Origin of the sequence: Chitinophaga sedimenti, assembly GCF_023156195.1 — a bacterium.
GTDB classification, from domain to species: domain Bacteria; phylum Bacteroidota; class Bacteroidia; order Chitinophagales; family Chitinophagaceae; genus Chitinophaga; species Chitinophaga sedimenti.
The window spans coordinates 5,577,051-5,595,024 of record NZ_JAKUKA010000001.1 but is presented as its reverse complement, the minus strand read 5'-3'; the positions used below and the strand labels follow the sequence as shown (position 1 = coordinate 5,595,024).

Annotated in this window: 19 protein-coding genes; 14 read left to right on the top strand and 5 right to left on the bottom strand. The window is 46.0% G+C overall.

Annotated features, from left to right (window positions below; genetic code table 11):
* Window positions 1-184: 184 nt before the first annotated feature.
* The 3 genes from MKQ70_RS40270 to MKQ70_RS32175 all read right to left on the bottom strand — a co-directional run bounded on the left by MKQ70_RS40270 (window position 185) and on the right by MKQ70_RS32175 (window position 3,479).
* Window positions 185-403: an RteC domain-containing protein gene (locus MKQ70_RS40270; RefSeq protein WP_308199578.1), complete on the bottom strand. Its 219-nt coding sequence runs from the start codon at window positions 401-403 to the stop codon at window positions 185-187.
* 8 nt (window positions 404-411) lie between these two features.
* Complete coding sequence (locus MKQ70_RS40265; protein WP_282456911.1) at window positions 412-975, bottom strand: RteC domain-containing protein; 564 nt, start codon at window positions 973-975, stop codon at window positions 412-414.
* A gap of 1,058 nt (window positions 976-2,033) precedes the next feature.
* On the bottom strand, window positions 2,034-3,479 hold the full coding sequence (locus tag MKQ70_RS32175; protein ID WP_248078948.1) for a hypothetical protein: 1,446 nt from the start codon (window positions 3,477-3,479) through the stop codon (window positions 2,034-2,036).
* 177 nt (window positions 3,480-3,656) lie between these two features.
* Between MKQ70_RS32175 and MKQ70_RS32170 the strand changes: the two genes are divergently transcribed.
* From MKQ70_RS32170 to MKQ70_RS32105, 14 genes are all read left to right on the top strand, one after another.
* On the top strand, window positions 3,657-4,805 hold the full coding sequence (locus MKQ70_RS32170; protein ID WP_248078946.1) for a DNA polymerase Y family protein: 1,149 nt from the start codon (window positions 3,657-3,659) through the stop codon (window positions 4,803-4,805).
* A gap of 35 nt (window positions 4,806-4,840) precedes the next feature.
* Window positions 4,841-5,260 carry a PHP domain-containing protein gene (locus MKQ70_RS32165; protein WP_248078944.1) on the top strand — a complete coding sequence of 140 codons (420 nt, stop codon included), beginning with the start codon at window positions 4,841-4,843 and terminating at the stop codon, window positions 5,258-5,260.
* A 10-nt stretch (window positions 5,261-5,270) separates the two neighbouring features.
* Window positions 5,271-6,290: a DNA polymerase III subunit alpha gene (locus MKQ70_RS32160; RefSeq protein WP_248078942.1), complete on the top strand. Its 1,020-nt coding sequence runs from the start codon at window positions 5,271-5,273 to the stop codon at window positions 6,288-6,290.
* Window positions 6,245-7,702: a helix-hairpin-helix domain-containing protein gene (locus MKQ70_RS32155; protein ID WP_248078939.1), complete on the top strand. Its 1,458-nt coding sequence runs from the start codon at window positions 6,245-6,247 to the stop codon at window positions 7,700-7,702. Before MKQ70_RS32160 ends, MKQ70_RS32155 begins: the two co-directional genes overlap by 46 nt.
* Before the next feature lie 338 nt (window positions 7,703-8,040).
* Complete coding sequence (locus MKQ70_RS32150; protein ID WP_248078935.1) at window positions 8,041-8,505, top strand: hypothetical protein; 465 nt, start codon at window positions 8,041-8,043, stop codon at window positions 8,503-8,505.
* A 52-nt stretch (window positions 8,506-8,557) separates the two neighbouring features.
* Entirely contained in the window at window positions 8,558-8,932 is a 375-nt protein-coding gene (locus MKQ70_RS32145; protein WP_248078931.1) for a hypothetical protein, read from the top strand.
* Between the two features lie 376 nt (window positions 8,933-9,308).
* Window positions 9,309-9,599, top strand: coding sequence for a hypothetical protein (locus MKQ70_RS32140; protein ID WP_248078928.1), 291 nt, complete (start codon window positions 9,309-9,311; stop codon window positions 9,597-9,599).
* A 15-nt stretch (window positions 9,600-9,614) separates the two neighbouring features.
* Complete coding sequence (locus tag MKQ70_RS32135) at window positions 9,615-10,127, top strand: hypothetical protein (protein ID WP_248078925.1); 513 nt, start codon at window positions 9,615-9,617, stop codon at window positions 10,125-10,127.
* Window positions 10,128-10,238: 111 nt separating this feature from the next.
* Window positions 10,239-10,811, top strand: coding sequence for a hypothetical protein (locus tag MKQ70_RS32130; protein ID WP_248078922.1), 573 nt, complete (start codon window positions 10,239-10,241; stop codon window positions 10,809-10,811).
* A 7-nt stretch (window positions 10,812-10,818) separates the two neighbouring features.
* Complete coding sequence (locus MKQ70_RS32125; protein WP_248078918.1) at window positions 10,819-11,634, top strand: SOS response-associated peptidase; 816 nt, start codon at window positions 10,819-10,821, stop codon at window positions 11,632-11,634.
* 253 nt (window positions 11,635-11,887) lie between these two features.
* On the top strand, window positions 11,888-12,274 hold the full coding sequence (locus MKQ70_RS32120) for a hypothetical protein (protein ID WP_248078916.1): 387 nt from the start codon (window positions 11,888-11,890) through the stop codon (window positions 12,272-12,274).
* Between the two features lie 794 nt (window positions 12,275-13,068).
* On the top strand, window positions 13,069-14,586 hold the full coding sequence (istA, locus tag MKQ70_RS32115) for an IS21 family transposase (protein WP_248078913.1): 1,518 nt from the start codon (window positions 13,069-13,071) through the stop codon (window positions 14,584-14,586).
* Window positions 14,587-14,640: 54 nt separating this feature from the next.
* Window positions 14,641-14,943 (top strand): ATP-binding protein, encoded by a 303-nt coding sequence (locus tag MKQ70_RS32110; protein WP_248078911.1) that lies wholly within the window; start codon window positions 14,641-14,643, stop codon window positions 14,941-14,943.
* Window positions 14,913-15,380, top strand: coding sequence for an ATP-binding protein (locus MKQ70_RS32105; RefSeq protein ID WP_248078908.1), 468 nt, complete (start codon window positions 14,913-14,915; stop codon window positions 15,378-15,380). The genes MKQ70_RS32110 and MKQ70_RS32105 overlap by 31 nt, the downstream gene beginning before the upstream one ends.
* A 69-nt stretch (window positions 15,381-15,449) precedes the next feature.
* Here MKQ70_RS32105 and MKQ70_RS32100 read toward each other — a convergent pair whose 3' ends face one another.
* Together MKQ70_RS32100 and MKQ70_RS32095 are read right to left on the bottom strand one after the other, a co-directional pair.
* A complete protein-coding gene (locus tag MKQ70_RS32100; RefSeq protein ID WP_248078904.1) occupies window positions 15,450-15,821 on the bottom strand; it encodes a hypothetical protein in 372 nt (123 codons plus the stop codon).
* Window positions 15,822-16,799: 978 nt separating this feature from the next.
* Window positions 16,800-17,801 carry a FecR domain-containing protein gene (locus MKQ70_RS32095; RefSeq protein WP_248078902.1) on the bottom strand — a complete coding sequence of 334 codons (1,002 nt, stop codon included), beginning with the start codon at window positions 17,799-17,801 and terminating at the stop codon, window positions 16,800-16,802.
* Window positions 17,802-17,974 lie beyond the last annotated feature (173 nt).

Sequence of the window (17,974 nt, the reverse complement as noted above, 5' to 3'; positions counted from 1 at the left end):
AGTCATTATTGGGGATCATAACAGTAAGGGATTACGTTATAAATATAGTAAAATTCTCCTATTAGGTATAAGATGGCCGAAGCAACGAAGGAAAACGTAACCGAATGGATTCAAAAGAAGGCCCGGAACAAAAATGAAGTAGGCCGAAACTTAATGATGATTCTATATCGAGTGCCTGAATGTCCTATTTCGCATGCTCGTCGTCGTAATTGTATTTATCGATCAATACCCGCTTCAATTCGTCCATAAACGGAGTCCTTGCCTTCTTGCGTAACCGGTTATCCTCATGAGCAGCATAGATATTGGCAACCTGGACACCAAAGATATTGGCGAAATGGTCGCGCAGCTTGCTGACGTCATGGGTCTTGCCACCGATCACCTTTGCCTCATTGAGTGCATAGATCAGCTCCGTCAGTGCTGCTTTTGACCCGGTCCAGGTAAAGCCATTGGAGTTATTCCAGTATCAGCCCCCAATTGACGATGCAGAAAACGGGTCAACATCTCATTGGCGAAAAACACCCCGTACTGGAAACTCTTACGGGTATGATAACGCTTGTCGAGAAAGACAGGATAATAATCAATATCAGGGATCAGGTCATCGAGCCCTCGCAAAAAATATAACCGGTCATTATAGCTTTCACCTAGCCTGTGGTATAGATACAATTCGCTGTTACGTTGGTAGTAGCCGTCAATCTGCTGCAACTGGGCTTTAAGATGGGCAACCTTTTGCCCATCATTCCATACAGGTCCCCTGTTAAATATCCGTAGCAGCTGCGTATAATAGATCCTGCGACCGTCAAGCTGAGGCTTTAGGTACTTAAAAAAATGAATTTGTTCTTCTTCACTTAGGAATGCATAATCTGATAAAAACGTTTCCATTTTCTCAGTGGCATCGGCCATCAGTCCTATACACCTTCTTACTGAGGCAAGGTCCTGGTCGGGGTCGATGGCGATTTGGTCGAGGTCATCCAGCAATTTTGCCAGGGAGCTCTTTGGTAAACTGGTCAATCATTTTCGGGTGCGGATTACAGATAAAGAATGAACAGTACTGTTTTGATTGTGCGCAGTTGTAAAATTAGATTCCAGCAAAGCGCGTTTCGCTTTTTAGTAAACCAGGCAAAAGCCGTCCAAAGCGGCTACAATCCGCTACCAAAGGCCACTTTGAGGTAGAAAAAGTATTTTATAAGTTGATAAGCGGACACCCGTTGAGGGTAGATGGCAGGGCCAAATGGAAATCGTGGGTGTTTTCCGGTTTTTCGTTGAATAAATCCGGGCCATACCGCATGACGTCAGTCAGCAGTTCCTCGCACCAAGAAAAATCCGGCCAATTATCGTGTAGTATAAACGCAGATGTATATTTTGCGGCCGCTTAATGGCACGAGCCGTTAGTAAGATAAGGTGGCTCCGCTCAACGAGTTATGAGAAGCCCGGGAAAGCCCCTGAAATACTTCTATTTTGGGGGTATTTTGTTTCCTCTACCTGGCAGCAAAAGCTGTATTTTTGAAAAAGTCCGCTCCCACTGGTTAAACTCTCCTTACCCCACGTTATATTAATAAACAATCGAAATTCGCCGAACCATGCTACTTAACCGCCAACAAATACGGGCTTATGCGCGCAAGTCACAAACCATCCTCCTTTCCCAGCTGCAATTAATAAGGAGCGTTTCATGGAAATGGATAGTCGGGGTATACAAAGCAACCTGGTCACTTCTCAAAAAATTATTTGAGGTGGTAATGGATTTGATACTCTCCCTACTGTTTGCCTTTATGGACGTTGTGGATGCAGTAACAGACTGGCTAATAAAGGTCATCCCTAAACCAGTATGGTTTGCTTTACTCGTTCTATTCATAATGGCACTGCCTCGTTACGCGTGGAAACCTCGTTCTTTCGGTTCATACCCACCCCCTTATGAGTATAGAATAGACGAAACTACCGAGGACTGTTACCCCAGAAATACCTGCGATCCTGACTGCGAGCTGCGTAAGAAAGAAAACTATGTCGATTTCAGCAAGATGAAGCCCGGTGACTTTTAACTACACAATAACCACCATTTCATCTGTGTAGTCTCCGATATCACGGAAATATGGCTCGTCAATATCTTTTCCGATGGTCCTTTCCTGGGTCTTAACGTGATTGACGATCCAACCTTTGTACCCGATTATTTTCAGCACCACAGCATTAGCCAGTGTCAGCAGCCGTAACCCCAATTCCAGTTCCTCCATCTTAAAGTCCTTCTTCTCCAATGGCGACAACGTTACATTACCATGAAGCAGGGCATTACGGTAATCCAGCGCCAATAGATCATTATCAGTTAATGGAATGCCGAGCAGACGGAAGGGAATCTTTAGCCGGTCGCGGTTGGTAGGGCTATTGAGCACATCAATCTTCTTCTGTAAAACGGAAACATCCACGCCTTCTTTTCCTTCATATTCAGTCAGGATGTTCCTTAACTTGCCAATGATTTCCCTGGCGACTGCTTTCTCCCTCACCGGCGTAACTTTCTCGGGATACTGCTGTTCAAAAATAGTTGCCATGCCCTCCAGGGCGATAGCGAATCCGGCTGGCTGCATCAGCAGTGACGCCCGTTTTGCCTCGATGATTAACAACACCACCGCCAGGTACGCATCTTTGCGGCTTATCCATTGGCACAGCCGGCTGACCATTTCCATAGAAACCGGTGCCACCTTCTCTCTAAACTCTGGCTCCTGATTTTTATGCCATTCTCTAATCCAAGAAGCCGCATTGGCAGTCGTAGCCGTGTAAATTGAGCTGACACTGCCGCGCAACTCTTCGTACCAGCTTGTCTCAGGCTCCTTCATATCCGCTTCTGTGTAGGCGAACAGGTACTGCTCGCCTTGTGCCAGGCGACCGTTAAAAAAGGCCAAGGCCACATGTATAATCCAACACGCCTGTCGAAATGCGTCTATTGTCATTGTATCACACGCATCGATAAGCACATAATGCTTTCCTTTTTTATTGATCGCATACACCTGAAATACATTAGCGCCAGTGGTAAGTTTGAGAAGACCTCTTGTATGACCGGTGAGATCATTAGATACAATATCATCTTCGAAAATATGGCTGCTCCGGAAACTTGATGGCAATGGAATAATTGACCTGAAATAACGCAGTTCCTGCGTAGGTTCACCTATTCGAAACATATCTATGTCTCCTGTCCACCTGGAAAAATGTTTACGCCGGACATTATTGAAGCGCGTATTTTTCTGCAGTTCCATCCACCTTTCTGCAACAAAGGCCTGGGTGCGCCCTTCTAATACCAACGGAGATGCCATATCCGGTACTACCTGTGGGCCACGACGGTAGACAAACAAATTATATCCGATATCTTGGCGTCGCTTTAGCACGCCCACCAACCTTTCTCCATTATTTGTTACCACTCCCCGAAAGGTGCCCGTCTCCAGTTCGGTAATCCGGGAGATAGCGTGGCTTACGTATTTGTGAGTACTGTCTTGCTGCATATTGTATTAATCCTCAAATATTAAATATAGTTATAACCACAAAATCAGCACCCCGAGATATCCACAATTCCCTACATCCTACCTCGATGTGGAAATTCTAATTTCACCACGCTAAAAACTTAGTAATTTGCACGCGAGTTCAGCAGCCGAACTTCCATTTTTGCAAAATCTAAATGTATGACATCTGAAACCCAAAGGACCATCGTCAATATTGACGTGGACCGCTATACTATTGCCTGTGAGCGGCTGCGCGACAGGCGCCTTCAGCACAAACCGTTGTTACTGGTTGGCGCCAGCGGGAGAATGACCGTGCAATCCTGTAGCCGGGAAGCGAGCCGGTTTGGCGTAGTAAAAGACATGAGTTTACGAGAGGCATTGCGGCATTGCCCGCAGGCAACTGTTCGCAAAGGCGACAATGACTATTATAACAACATTTCTGACGTGCTGACCGATATCATTGCCGAATCAGCACCGGTATTTGAAAAGGCATCCAACTCCGAATTTTATCTGGATGTAACCGGCATGGACCGTTATATCGGCATTCAGCAATGGGTGACGGAATTACAACTTAAGATGCAACAACACAGCGGTCTACCTCCCAGTTACGGACTGTCCATCAACAAGACCATATCTAAAGTTGCCACACATGAAGCATTCAGCGGCGGCGGACGCTTTGTCGTTGAGAAAGGACTGGAGAAGGCATTTCTTGCGCCGATGCCTGTTATCCGTATCCCCGGCACTGAATGGGAGCTCTACCGGCAACTTTGCTTTAAAGGGGTAAGGAAAATTGATACGCTCCAGCATCTGCCGCACCAGTTGCTACTCTACGCCCACGGCCAGGAAGGATTAGCCATCTGGAAGAAAGCCCGTGCAATAGATCCCGCGCCGGTCGTTCCATATCGCCGCACCCGGGAGCTTGTCCGCAGCCAACAGTTTTCACTTGACACTACCGATATGAACATACTTCATACCACCATTCGGCGCCTGGTGGCTGCCCTTGGGTATGAACTTCGTCACGGCCGATGGGTAACGGCAGCCATCACCGTAAAAATCCGTTATGGCAATGAAGACACTTATACCAAGGGGACACGCCTACATCCACAAAATCAGGACAGCATATTGACCGCGACAGCCCTGCGGCTGTTTGATGCACTATACAACCGACGACTGCTCATTCGCATGGTGGAAGTGCGGCTCTCCCGGCTATCACCCGGAGCCGTCCAAACCAGCCTTTTCGAGGAAGACATATCTCCTTTCTCCCTCTACCGGTCACTGGACAAGGTCCGGGAACGCTTTGGCTTTGATGCCCTGGACACCCGACTGTAGAAGACAACCTTTTGTGTAAAAGAAAATTGTGAAGAATGTTATTAAACGTGCATAGTGCCCATTCGCTGCGCTATGGTACCATTGCTATTGAACAACTACTGGACCTGCTGATCGATCACGGCCATCAGGCTGCGGTCCTGACAGATATAAACAATACCAGTGCGGCGCTCGAATTTATCCGTGCCTGCCAGCAAAGAAACTTTCATGGTCTGGTGGGGATAGAATTCCGAAACGATGACCAGCTTTGCTTCATCGGTATTGCCCGCAACAACGAAGGATTTTATGAACTCAACAAACTGCTCACACTTCACTTATGCAGCAAAAAGCCATTTGCCGCAACCGCGCCGGAGTTTTCCAATGTGACTATCGTATACCCCTATGACAAAAAGCAGCAACGCCAGTTGCGTAGCTTTGAGTACTGGGGTTCGCGCCAGCCAACTGACGCAGCTCTATAATGTTCCAAAAGTGGACCAGGAACGAATGGTCGCGCTATGCCCGGTTACCATGAGCAGTAAAGATGATTTTCTGTTTCATTGCCAGCTGCGGGCCATCGCCCATAACATACTGCTGTCGAAACTGACACCGCAGCAGGCGGCAGGCAGGGATGAACTGCCCTTTACTCCAGACCAATTACGACAACAATTTCAGTACTATCCAGCGCTACTCGCACGCTCCGAATCTATTGTGACCGGTTCCAGCTTCACTTTCGACTTTACGGCACCTAAAAACAAACGGATTTTTGGAGCCTCCAGATACGAAGACACTTTGCAGCTGCGCACACTGGCCCTTCGGGGACTTGAAAGACGGTATGGCAAGGGGCACCAGGAGGCCCTGCAACGAGTGGAAAAAGAGCTCGCCATCATTGAGCAACTCGATTTCGGAGCATACTTCCTGATTACAGAGGATATGGTAAGATATGCCACCACCAACGGCTACCCTCACGTTGGTAGGGGCAGCGGCGCCAACAGCATCGTGGCATATTGTCTTGGCATCACCAACGTCTGCCCCATTGAACTGAACCTGTACTTTGAGCGATTTCTCAATCCCGGACGTAAAACACCTCCGGATTTTGATATCGATTTCTCACACCTGCACAGGGAAAATATTTTCAAATACCTCTTTACCAGGTATGGCAGTGAACACACCGCCATGCTGGGTACCTGCTCCACCTTTAAAGACCGGAGTACGCTGCGGGAATTTGCCAAAATCTATGGGCTCGACAAATCACTCATAGACCGGCTGATATCCAGTCCCGGAGAATTGTTATCCCTCAATATTCCGGAGGTGGGAAAGATCCTGCGTGCATTTGACAGGGTACCTCCAGACTTCCCCAATCAGCGCAGCGTACACGCCGGTGGAGTGCTGATCAGCGAGCTCCCGGTAAACTACTACACAGCCTGCGACCTCCCCCTATGGGCTTTCGGACTACACACTTTGATATGTACACCTCAGAAGCGGCAGGATTCGAAAAGCTGGATGTACTAAGCCAGCGGGGCATGTCCAATATCCAGACCTGCCTGCAGATGCTGCGGCAGAACAGAAATATCACGGTAGACATCAACGATATCCGTCGCTGTATCGATGATCCGGGATGCAAAGACATGCAACGAGAGGGTAAAACAGTGGGGTGTTTTTATGTTGAAAGCCCCACGATGAGAATAGTCCTGAGCAAGCTGCAATGTAGCGACTTCCCTACCCTGGTTGCCGCCAGTTCCATTATCCGTCCAGGCGTTGGGTCTTCTGGCATGATGGACGCTTACATCTGGCGCTATCATAACCCCGATAAATTTGAATACCTCCATCCCGTCATGGCCGAACATCTCTCCGAAACGTTTGGCATCATGGTCTATCAGGAGGACGTGTTGCGCATCGGGATACATTACGGCGGTCTAAGCCCCACAGACGCCGACTTTCTAAGAAGGATCATGAGTGGGAAAGAACGGAGTTCTACCCGCCTGAATGCGATAGAAAAACAGTTCTATGGACATGCCCGCAGCAAGTGTTATCCCGAGACGGTCAGTTCAGAGATATGGCGTCAGATCAAAAGTTTCGCACAATACAGCTTCTCCAAAGCCCATTCGGCATCCTTTGCTGTTGAATCGATGCAGTGCATGTATCTAAAAGTCCACTATCCGCTGGAATACATGGCGGCCGTGATCAATAACCGGGGAGGATTTTATCCTTTGAAAGTATATGTTCAGGAGGCCCGGCGCCTGGGGGCCACCATCCAACTGCCCTGCATAAACGATGGCACTGATTATACCAATGTGAAAGACTCCGTTTTATATCTTGGAACAGACCTTATACTCGGGCTTAACAACGCTACACGGGAAAGCATCGCAGAATGCCGGCAGGCAGGGCCTTTTGTGACGATGGCCGATCTGATCGAGCGTACCGGTATCGAGTTGTCCCAACTTCACCTGCTGATCCGCACGGGAGCACTACGACGTATAAACCCGGACAAGAAAGCACTGCTCTGGCAGTCTTATCAATTTTACCAATCCATAACCAATACAGCCGCTCCCGTTGTACTTCCATTGGAAACAACAGTCCAGCATTTTACGCTGCCGCACTTTGACACGCACCCCGATGAATCTTTTTACGATGAGATGGAATTGTTGGGGTTTGCGGTTTCAACAACACCGTTCGACATGCTTAAGACCGCATTCAGAGGCCAGATCCTGGTCAGTCAGATGCCCTCTTTCCTGAATAAAAAGGTGAAAATGGTCGGGCATTATATCGTTGGTAAAAGCCTGCTGACTAAAAAGCGCGAACCAATGCTTTTCGGAGCATTTTTGACCCGTCCTTTGACCTGCTCAATACTGTGCATTTTTACAAGAGCCTCAAACATTGGCCGCTGCAGGGACCAGGCACCTATCTGCTCGAAGGCGTTGTGAAGGAAAGTTTCGGGCAATACAATCTGGAGATAACTCGCATGGCCAGGTTGCCTTACCGAATTGACCCGAGAATAGAATAGCAAACTGGTTTCCATGACTCCTTACGTTACCGCTACGAATCGTTATACAGATACGCTAACCTCCCAATAACATATTAATAATACCAGACACTGCAATATAACACTAACGTGCTATCCAGATTGATCAATACCGCAATATCTTCGCGCTCAAGTTCGAACTTGTTAACCTACTGTTTGTGCATGAGAAAGAAAGAGTTGGTATAACACTTAATAAATAAGGAGAAGTAAATGATGTCCCTAAGAAACCTGACTACGCTTATGTTGCTAACCCTTTTGTGCTATGGATGCCGAAAGGATAGCCTGAATCAAGAAAATGATACCGGTGCCCGGGTATCACTAAAGACCGTACAAGCTGCATTCTCAACAGTGAGTCCAGTAATTCCGACAAAGGAAGATGCAGCACCAACCACTTATTACAATATACCTGACTGGAAATCCTCCAGCTGGGAAAATCGTGATAAAGGCGCCTCCTTCTGGAAAATCCCGTTGAAATCTGCGGCCAACGGCTATCGTGTGTTGCAACTCACGGAACCGTATACAGGAAAGAAAATTGTCGTTGAGCTCCCTGCGCCGTATTTGATTGCGCATAGAGATTCAGTAAATGGGATTGTATTTTCGGTTGTGCAAGATGTGCCATACACGGATACCAGCAGTTATGAGCTGCCGACAAACCGCAATAATTTTACCGGCGAGGTCAACGTATACGACTGGTCAGAAATTTAAGTATGGTACACAGTTTAAGGACGGTATCCGAGAAAAACGCATCACCCCTAATTTGAGTAAGTCCCGTACTACAGGTCTTCGTACCAGTGGCTGGCAATGCGTAGATGTGGTCATGTGCAAGTATGTTGCCAGCTGCACTTACTTCTCCTGGTCAACAGGCGCTATCTTTAGAGAAGTATCTGACCGATCTCTTGGAGATGCCGGCTTATGCTTTCCTCCGATGATGCAGCCCAAAGACGTTTTGATAGCGGGACCCGACGGTTGGCAGTTCTATGATTTCACTTGTGGCAACTGGAACTATCACAGCGAGGAAAATGATTATATATGTAACTGGGTAGATGATCCCGACTTTCCAGATCCTGACCCTGGCAGTGTAGATCCGGCGGCAGCCCTGGCAGCAGCGAAGGAAATTCGACACCACCAGTGACCAACTATGATCCCTGCGCCGGCAAAATAAAAATTACGCAAATGCTGTCGCATGCTGCGGTATCCCAAGGCATTCAAGCCGTAAAAAATGCAGCAGGTAATAGCGGGATTGAATGGGGCGCTCCAATCTGGGCTTCCATTCTTGATATGAACACCACTTACGCCGGTAGCCCGACAACAAGCGGCATAAACAACAAATGGAAGGCACCAACGTTCAGATGGACTGACGGGCACTACCAGTGTCCTCCGTCCACCATCATCCGGACAACACTCCACCGAGTCCCGGTGATATCGCTAACATTGTCGAAGGTTTACGTGTTATTCAATCTATGAATTTCCCCAATCAGACCATTGAAGATATACACGTACAATGGTATATGGAAAATGTATCTTTATTTGTAGTTGGCACAGCCTATGACTACGTTGTTATGCCCAAAGACTGGAAGAAACTATGGGATAAGGCAAAGGAATATCGGAAAAACAAGACCGCATTTGACGATGACCTCATAGACAGAGAAATTGCCCATCAGGACCACATGGCTGGGTTACTGGAAATATTCGACGGCGGTATAAACGTTTACCGTAGAGCAGCGGGACAAACTGACTTTGAGTCATACACCCCGGCTGCAACCCAAACCGGCCCATCAGTACATAATCCTTGCAACTAAAAAACCGTAGATCAAATGAAAAAATTAATGATTCTTATCGCAGCGATAATATGCAGCGTAGCCACTCAAGCACAATCTTTCAAAGAAAGCCCCCTCTCACCACAATGGACAAGCGTGGCCAAAAAGTTATCGAAGGAAGAATTTAATAAGATATCGGTCGCTAAATTTAAAAACCCGCGCGAATACGCAGCTGGTTCGAATCTCTACCAGGACGGCAACTCCCTTGTGATGTATGTTGAAAATGAACAGAAAGCAAATGAGTCTGTCAACTTTGAAGAAAAACTTCAGTTTTACCGTACTATGGAGAAAAAGCCTAATTCGACGTTGAAGTTGATTGGACATGAAATCCAGAAAATTGATGGCAAGCAGGTGCTTGTTGTCAATTATGAGTTCCGTGGAGATCATTATTATACATTCATCTCAGAAGTTTATGGCGGCAATAAATACCTCTTCGGTCATATACAGTATCTTCCTAAAGACAGTGCTGGCGGAAAGGCTACGTTGTCTCACCTTTTTACAAGAATGTAACCTGGTCTCAAAAACTTGAGGCGACAAACTCAGTTTTAACATCGTAAAGGATCGGCCGCTGGTCGGTCCTTTTTTGTTATAAGAACACTTCCTACCAAAGCAGCCCCTACAATGGCTGAAGAAATGAACAAACCGAGTACTAATATTTTTAGTATTTTTGTTTTTCGATCACCAATACCCGAAATGGCACTCAAGGACATTATATTATATAATCCTTTTGCAGTCCTGGATGTGGAGATGCTCAACTTTCTCCATAACCAGGGGGACCATTATATTGTAGTGCAAAGGTTCTCATGGCCAGGAATACCGTCAGGCACCGGATATATCGCCAGCCCGTATGGCAACCTTAAGGAAGCAGAGAACCACCTCCTCCATCTGGAGGCCAAGGAAGGAAAACTGCTCAACGTTAACGGCCATGAAGATAAAAACAAGTTACTTGCCTTACTGGCCAAAGATTCCGGATTTCACCTTTTTATAAACCTTACCAATCAGGGCCAGCGTATCGAGCGAAGTATAGCCATCGCGTATCGGAAAAAGGTTGGTTCCTATATCCGATCAGTCCTGAAAATGAAAAATGAAGGTGGCTTTGACGTAACATTGCGGGTCGAATACGGCAGGCTGGTAGCCACAATCACCTCCGGCCTCCAACAAAGGCAGGTGCTATTTTATTCCATGATTAAATAACAAAAAGATGTGTAGGGATATCTCATTCCATTCTGAAATTGAGGAAGTTCAAAAGGTCTATCCAGGCTTAAAGGATATTAGGACCAGGCAGCTGGATACGCAAAGCCTTATCCACCGGCAAGCTGAAGTCTTTGCTTCCTATCCGATCATCGCAACCGACGAGGGACAACAGGTGTTAGCAGACATGGAATGGGGAATAAAGCCCCTACATATACAGGATAAAGCAGAGGCCACCGAACGTAGACGATCGATGGTCAATGCAAAGGCAGACAGAATACTTGGCGATACTTCGTCTTATTGGCACAGGCTTTCCCAGAATAGATGCCTTATCCCCCTAACCAATATTTTCGAGCATCGTAAAATCATGACCTGGACCAAAAAAGTTCCCTACGCCATACGAACAACTTTCCACAGTGAAGGTTTACCTTATTATGTTCCAGGACTCTATCAGTGGCACTATGAACCAGATGAAAATGGACAGGCAGTGCGCAAAGGAACATTTACCCTGGTTACCACAGAGGCAAATAACGTCATGCGTTGCATCCACAATGATGGCGCTAACAAACACAGGATGCCGTTATTTCTTACAAAAGAAATGGAGAATGCGTGGTTGAACCACACCCTTACCAAAGCTGACATGACTGAAATTCTCCAATATATAATTCCCGACCAGCACCTTAACTACCACACGGTGCATTCGCTGCGAACAGAAGGTGACAGGCCGGACCACAAGCCTAAAGACGCACTGTGGATTTGGGAGAATCTACCGCCACTTGGAAACGACTACCCGCGAGGCGTCGGTGAACAAAGTTCGTTATTTTGACCTGCGCGTCACGGGCGCATTATATTTTTTGAGGATAATCAGACACATCATACTCCCGGGCATTGTGCTGGTTTCAGGGATTCGCAAAGACCATCACTTGACTGCTCAAAATGGAATCCGGAGTAAAGATGCCTGCTTAAAGCCTGAATGGTTTGATCTGAGTCAAGTAAAATAAGATGGCTCCAAAATAATGGTCCCTGCCTGTTATTTTGTTATTTTGACACATACAACCATTGTTACAACCCTTACTACTATGGAAAATAGAAGCAAATTGATTCGGGACGCCCTGAAGGCAGCTAAGGATCTCGGACGCCTGCAGACCAATCTTGAAGAGCAATATGGTAAGAATAAAATCCCTCCGGAAATAAAAGCGATCGTCAAAACGGAAAGTGAACTGATGAAACAGCGATTTACCGGCAGGTTGGCAAGTTCGTCAATATATGAAGGGTTCATAAACTTTTATAGTAAATTAAAAGAAGTACTGGGCGACAAGCCGTTACAACCTTTGTACTACAATGCTATAGAGGATTACTATCAACTCACCATTCAATCTGAAGGATACGACCCCGTCAGAGGCGCCGATGAACTGGATGAATGGATAAAAGAACGAAAATTGTACTTCCCGGACTCAGGATATTAAATTTTGATATCGCTTTAGATCCTGCGCGGCTGCGCGAAAAATTTCCGAAGTGCATGGCGACGCCCCTGAAAGAATCGCTATCAGCTTATTTGCGGCGCCTTCCAGCATTGTCCAAACCATATTTTGCTGTGACCACTTATCAATCCCCTTTTCCTCTATACACTCTTCCCGATGGATTATGACCAGTCTAATTTTGGTGGGATCACTTGCCACACTAATATAATTTCGGCCATTGGGCAACACCTGGATGTAGTATTTATGGTCCATGATAAGGAGATAGGTCATTATAGGCAACTTGCCTACCCCGAATATAGCAGACATTACAGGTTCCAAAGCTGGTATGACTTAAGAAAAATAACATTCACCTACTATGTGTATACAAAACAGGAACAGAGGATACTGATCTAAAAATATTATCGGTTGATAGATATCAAAATATTGGAGCGCTGTAAAAATAATAGTTTCATAACGGAGAAGCCAAGGGGTGTTTTTGCGAATATACTATATCCTTATTCCCCTCTTGGATATTATGACGGAAAGTGTCCCACCTAATACGAAAAAAGTGACCCGGGATGTTTACGAAGCCATGACCAGTATCCCTATCCGGCTACGGCATTTTTGATACAGGAAAAATGTTTTCTGATCGAAAGTGACCCGGTTTACAACTCCCATTCCAGACGAAAGTGACCCACCTGAAGGAACGCAGATTTTAACCCGCAGGAATTAGGTATAAAGCCTTTTCCATGCCAAATCGCGTTAAGACTATGCTTCAGATACGTGCTATTATCCAGTACATGGATCGCGGAGAATCGCTAAACAACATCTCCACTCTTCTTCAATTAGCCCGCCGAACAGTCAGAAAATACGCCACCAGAGCGCGTAAATCAGGCTTCACCCTTAAGGAATTGCTCGCCCTGGACGACCCCAAGTTGTCCGCCATCATCTACGAGCCGGCCAAAAAAGATCCCGCCAAAATGAGCTCACGGGAGCTCTATATCAACGACAAACTGGACTACTACCTGGCAGAGCTCAAAAAGTCCGGAGTCACCAAATTGCTTCTTTGGAGAGAATACAAAGAAACAGCTGCAGAGCCTTACGGCTATGCGCAGTTTAGCGCAAAGATCCTGCGACATCAAAAATCCACAAAGGCTGTAATGCATTTCGAGCATAAGCCCGGTGACTACCTGTACTTTGACTTCGCTGGTGATAAGTTACACTATGTCATCAATGCTGAGACGGAGAAAAAGGTACCGGTGCAGGTGCTTGTATGTGTACTACCATTCAGCGGCTACAGCTATGTGATCGCGCTTCCGGACGCCACACTGCCACAGATCATCAAGGGGCTTAACAAATGCCTGGATTGGATCGGAGGTATCCCCCGCCATGTTAAGACCGACAACATGGCTCAAATCGTTACCAGGAGCAACAAGTACGAACCAGAATTCACCGCCGCTATTCAACAGTGGGCGCTTCACTATGCCGTTGGGTTGACAGCAGCACGGGTTCGCAAACCTCGAGACAAAGCCAGTGTTGAGAATGAGGTAAAACTGACCTACCAGCGCATCTATGCGCCTCTCCGCAATGAGACCTTCTATTCACTGGAAACACTCAATGCGGCAATCGAGGAAAAACTCAAGATCCACCACCTGACCAAATTTCAGAAGCTGGACTACAGCCGATTGGAACTGTTTGAAAGAGAAGAAAAAGCGTTGCTGGCCGAACTGCCCGCATCCAAATTTGTCATCAAGCACAGGGCAGTATCCACCGTAGGCGCCGACTACCATGTGATCCTTGGTGAGGACAACCATCACTACAGTGTGCCTCACACGCTCATTGGCAAAAAACTCGCGCTCATCTATTGCCGGGATGAAGTGGAGATATATGACAAACACGTGTTTGTAGCCAAACATCCCCGCAACCGCAAGAAGAAGGGCTGGAGCACCATTACCGAGCACATGCCAGAGGGTCACCAACAATATGCCGAAGAGAAAAAGTCACAGGAAAAGGATGCCTTTATGGCCAGGGCGCTGGCCATTGGTCCCAACACCGCAAAATTTGCAGAGGGCATATTTGCCGAGCGTGGCTTCAGGGACGATTCCATATCTGCCGTTAATGGCGTATTACGCTTAGGGATACACTACGGCAAGGATCGCCTGGAGGCCTGCTGCGGGATGGCTATCCACCACAACCTTTATTCCTGCCGCAGCGTGCAGAACATGCTTAAAACCAATAAGGACATCGAGGTCCAATCCAGCCAGCAACACAAAGTTCCCATCCATGATAACATCAGAGGAAAGGAAAGCTACTCCTAACGGTCACTTCATTTTTCATTATATCAAACATCTATCATCATGTCAAAAACACTTATGTTGAAAAAGAACGCCAATCCCTCAGAGACACTGGAGCGGCTAAGAATCCTCAAACTCAGCGGTATGGCCAATACCTACGAAGCATTTGTCGGCAAACCAATACATGAGCAGCCAGGCTCTCATGATATGCTTTCTGCAATGGTTGATCAGGAGATAAATTCCAAGAAGAACGCCCGCACTGACATGCTTGTGAGAATGGCAAAAATTAGATACACCATTTTTCCGGAGCAGATCCATTGTGGACCAGAGCGTAATTTACATGCTGACCAGTGGCAGCTGCTTTGCCAGGGGAGTATATAAAAAAGGGACAGAACGTTGCCATCACAGGCGCTACCGGATGTGGCAAATCCTATCTCGCATGCGCGCTGGGCAACCAGGCATGTGAACTCGGCTATAAGGTGACCTACTATCCGATGCAACGCTTTGTTGGAAACATCCATTCCAGTAACGCAGATGGCAGCTATATGAGTTTTGTAAACAAGCTATCTAAAACCAATGTACTGATCCTCGACGACTTTTTGATGGAAAGACTGGAACCAGTAGCATCTGTAGCACTTGTTAATATTCTGGAAGACAGATACGAGCGGGGAGCTACTATTCTGACCTCACAGCTGCCAGTATCAAAGTGGTATGAGCAAATTACCAACACAACACATGCTGATGCTATTATGGACAGACTTATGGCCGGAATGAACAGAATAGAACTGATCGGTGAGTCTCTGAGGAATAAACAATAATTCCTACCTTTAACATTCACGCGTATCCTACCAGGTGGGTCACTTTGCCACCATTAGCGATGGGACACTTTATCCCGGAATATCCAAGTAAACCTTCTCCGATACTACAAATTTCCGGTAAATATTCAGCCCCTCCCCATCAGTATCGGTACTGTTTTTAATCTCCATCAGATCGCCAGCTTTTGAAATCAACATTAGTATTTCCCACCTGTCGTATAACGCGGCGTCGTTTTCTTCGGTACTTGCCTGGACTAACAAGTCCTCCACTTTTGACAAATGGATTCTTGAAGTAAAAGCATTTGCAAGGACATACAATCTTAAAAATTCCTTCTTATTTCCAGGTGGCAATGAAAGCCGCCCCGAGATTATACTTTTAAACCCGCTTTCATTGGTCAGCAAAAACTTACTATCATCAGCACACTGATAAGAAACCTCGCTCACAAGACAGGCTTCTAATAAAACAACAGATATTACTGTAGACTCATCGTCGGACCTATAATGAGCAAGGAAAGAATAATCTGTTTGATAACATTCCATAACGTCAATTTGTCAATGAGAACTGCAATTTATCGTTAAGGAGCCGGATCAAAAAACAATGGTATCAACTACACTTTCACGTTAGTTTTACATATATCTTTTTTCGCCCTATCAAAATTTTGTCAAAATATCTCACAATGTGGCTGGTTAAAAACTGAATGGCGTGGTTAATCATTAGAAGACCTGAGTAAACCGCTCCCATTCCGAATTCAAACAACAATTTGAACATGCCCACAAAATCTCCTATCAGCCTGCAAGACCAAGACGATCTATTTTCAGAAATTGATCAACCTTTCAGCGACAGACTCCTTCAACATTGGTGGGACGAAGTACTCCTTTTGCCTATCGAAGAAAACATAAGAAAGTATACAATAGATAATTTCAAATGTCCCTGGCTTCCCAGTAACAAAGAAATTTTCGATGTAGAATGCAGAAGAATTGCCCATTTTGATTTAAAATGTCGCCAGTATCATTGGCTACGCTGGGAACTATCAGACTACAAAATAAAAAAATGGCAATAGGCCCATTTGCCCGTAAGGCATTCTTGATATTTCATCGAATTAGGTCATACATGACTTATGAACTCCCATTGCCATACTGGCGCATAAAGTACCGCGCCCTACCCTACCCTCCGGCAATGGCTCAAACCTGCATTGATCCGTTAAGGCTGCATGAGGATAAAGCCCAGCGATATATAGACGAATTCGATGAGTATTGCGAAAGATTTCCACATATAACTCGTAAAATTGCTTGGCGGATGGCGCTGTTACGTCTTGATCGTAAACGAAGGTTCCTGGAAAAGGGCTGGGAGCATGCCCGGCAGCATATTGAAAACAATTGTTTTCGTCCCTTGGACTGCAATAACTAATATATTAAGTACAGCTAATCCTTTTTGTCCTTTGGGTAGGGCCTCACATATATTTTGTTCCCTTTGACAGAGACTTCCAATGCCCGGGAAGCTGAAACCGACTTTGCCAGCTGGCCATAGTGGGTCCTATGCGACAATATATCGATATGATAATTGTTTACCCTTTCCTTTCTGAAAGCAGGCGTTGCAAGCGTAAGGTTATACCATCTTTCCATGTCAAGCACTATCTCAGCAACAAAAGCATCAGGATAATAAAAGTAGCCCTTCATGCTATACTTAACCTGTACATCCCGACTTTCTATCTGGCGCCTTGTCAAGGCCGTCTCCACGGCCATCCCTTTTGTTAAATGAAACAATGCGGGGAGTACGGGGAATGAAAGCGGTAAACCTGCTGAAGAAACTGTACCAGCACTCACTAAAACATCCGCCAAATCATCACCTTCAAGCGCTCTGACAGTGAAAAAACCGTCATCTGATCGAACTTCACCATGAGCGGTCTTAACTCTAAAGTGCGTGCCCACCGGACTTTTCTTTAAATAAAAACAAGCCTCACCACTACTAACAGTTACACTGGCTTGTTTTGCATACTCCCAATAATCAATCGAAAGCGTAGTCTGTGGCAGAATGTAAATCTGTGAGCCATCCGGCAGAAAAAGGAAAAGATGCCGGCCGACAGGAACATACAATTCATGTGTAGAAATCTGAACTATCGGCTCCCGAGGATCGACTGGCTCAAACCATCCTGTATCATTACTTATACGGCAATTATATTTTTCTCCAATAGCAACCTTTCCATTAAAATCCCTGCCATACAACTTAATCATCTCTTCGTTTACCGTCAGCGTACCTCCTAAAGGTCTAATTGGGGTATCAATTTCTTTTGCATCACTGGCATATATGTTCCATATCCCCACACCGGCATTCGATCCGGCCATGCAAAGGCTATTAAAACAAACCAGCAGTATAAATGGAGTAGAAAGGGCCATGCCCCAGGGAAGCAAACGACTATGTTTCATAAAAATGATGGTTAGCTATTTATCAATATGAAAAGGTATAGACTTTTACGGGGTGGATATTTATGGTTTTCACAGGTTGGGGTGACAGCCCTTAATTGGCATCCTTCTTATAAACGTGCGTCCGGCTGAAAACAACTATTGAATGCCTTAGTTCCTACAAATAAATAAGGTGT

What these genes read in the sequence shown, in the direction of transcription:
- MKQ70_RS32170 (WP_248078946.1), top strand. Translation starts at nt 3,657, where the DNA reads ATGACATCTGAAACCCAAAGGACCATCGTCAATATTGACGTGGACCGC.
- MKQ70_RS32165 (WP_248078944.1), top strand. Translation starts at nt 4,841, where the DNA reads ATGTTATTAAACGTGCATAGTGCCCATTCGCTGCGCTATGGTACCATT.
- MKQ70_RS32155 (WP_248078939.1), top strand. Translation starts at nt 6,245, where the DNA reads ATGTACACCTCAGAAGCGGCAGGATTCGAAAAGCTGGATGTACTAAGC.
- MKQ70_RS32125 (WP_248078918.1), top strand. Translation starts at nt 10,819, where the DNA reads ATGTGTAGGGATATCTCATTCCATTCTGAAATTGAGGAAGTTCAAAAG.
- MKQ70_RS32175 (WP_248078948.1), bottom strand. Translation starts at nt 3,479, where the DNA reads ATGCAGCAAGACAGTACTCACAAATACGTAAGCCACGCTATCTCCCGG.
- istA (WP_248078913.1), top strand. Translation starts at nt 13,069, where the DNA reads ATGGATCGCGGAGAATCGCTAAACAACATCTCCACTCTTCTTCAATTA.
- MKQ70_RS32150 (WP_248078935.1), top strand. Translation starts at nt 8,041, where the DNA reads ATGTTGCTAACCCTTTTGTGCTATGGATGCCGAAAGGATAGCCTGAAT.
- MKQ70_RS32130 (WP_248078922.1), top strand. Translation starts at nt 10,239, where the DNA reads ATGGCTGAAGAAATGAACAAACCGAGTACTAATATTTTTAGTATTTTT.
- MKQ70_RS32135 (WP_248078925.1), top strand. Translation starts at nt 9,615, where the DNA reads ATGAAAAAATTAATGATTCTTATCGCAGCGATAATATGCAGCGTAGCC.
- MKQ70_RS32095 (WP_248078902.1), bottom strand. Translation starts at nt 17,801, where the DNA reads ATGAAACATAGTCGTTTGCTTCCCTGGGGCATGGCCCTTTCTACTCCA.
- MKQ70_RS32140 (WP_248078928.1), top strand. Translation starts at nt 9,309, where the DNA reads ATGGAAAATGTATCTTTATTTGTAGTTGGCACAGCCTATGACTACGTT.
- MKQ70_RS32110 (WP_248078911.1), top strand. Translation starts at nt 14,641, where the DNA reads ATGTTGAAAAAGAACGCCAATCCCTCAGAGACACTGGAGCGGCTAAGA.
- MKQ70_RS32120 (WP_248078916.1), top strand. Translation starts at nt 11,888, where the DNA reads ATGGAAAATAGAAGCAAATTGATTCGGGACGCCCTGAAGGCAGCTAAG.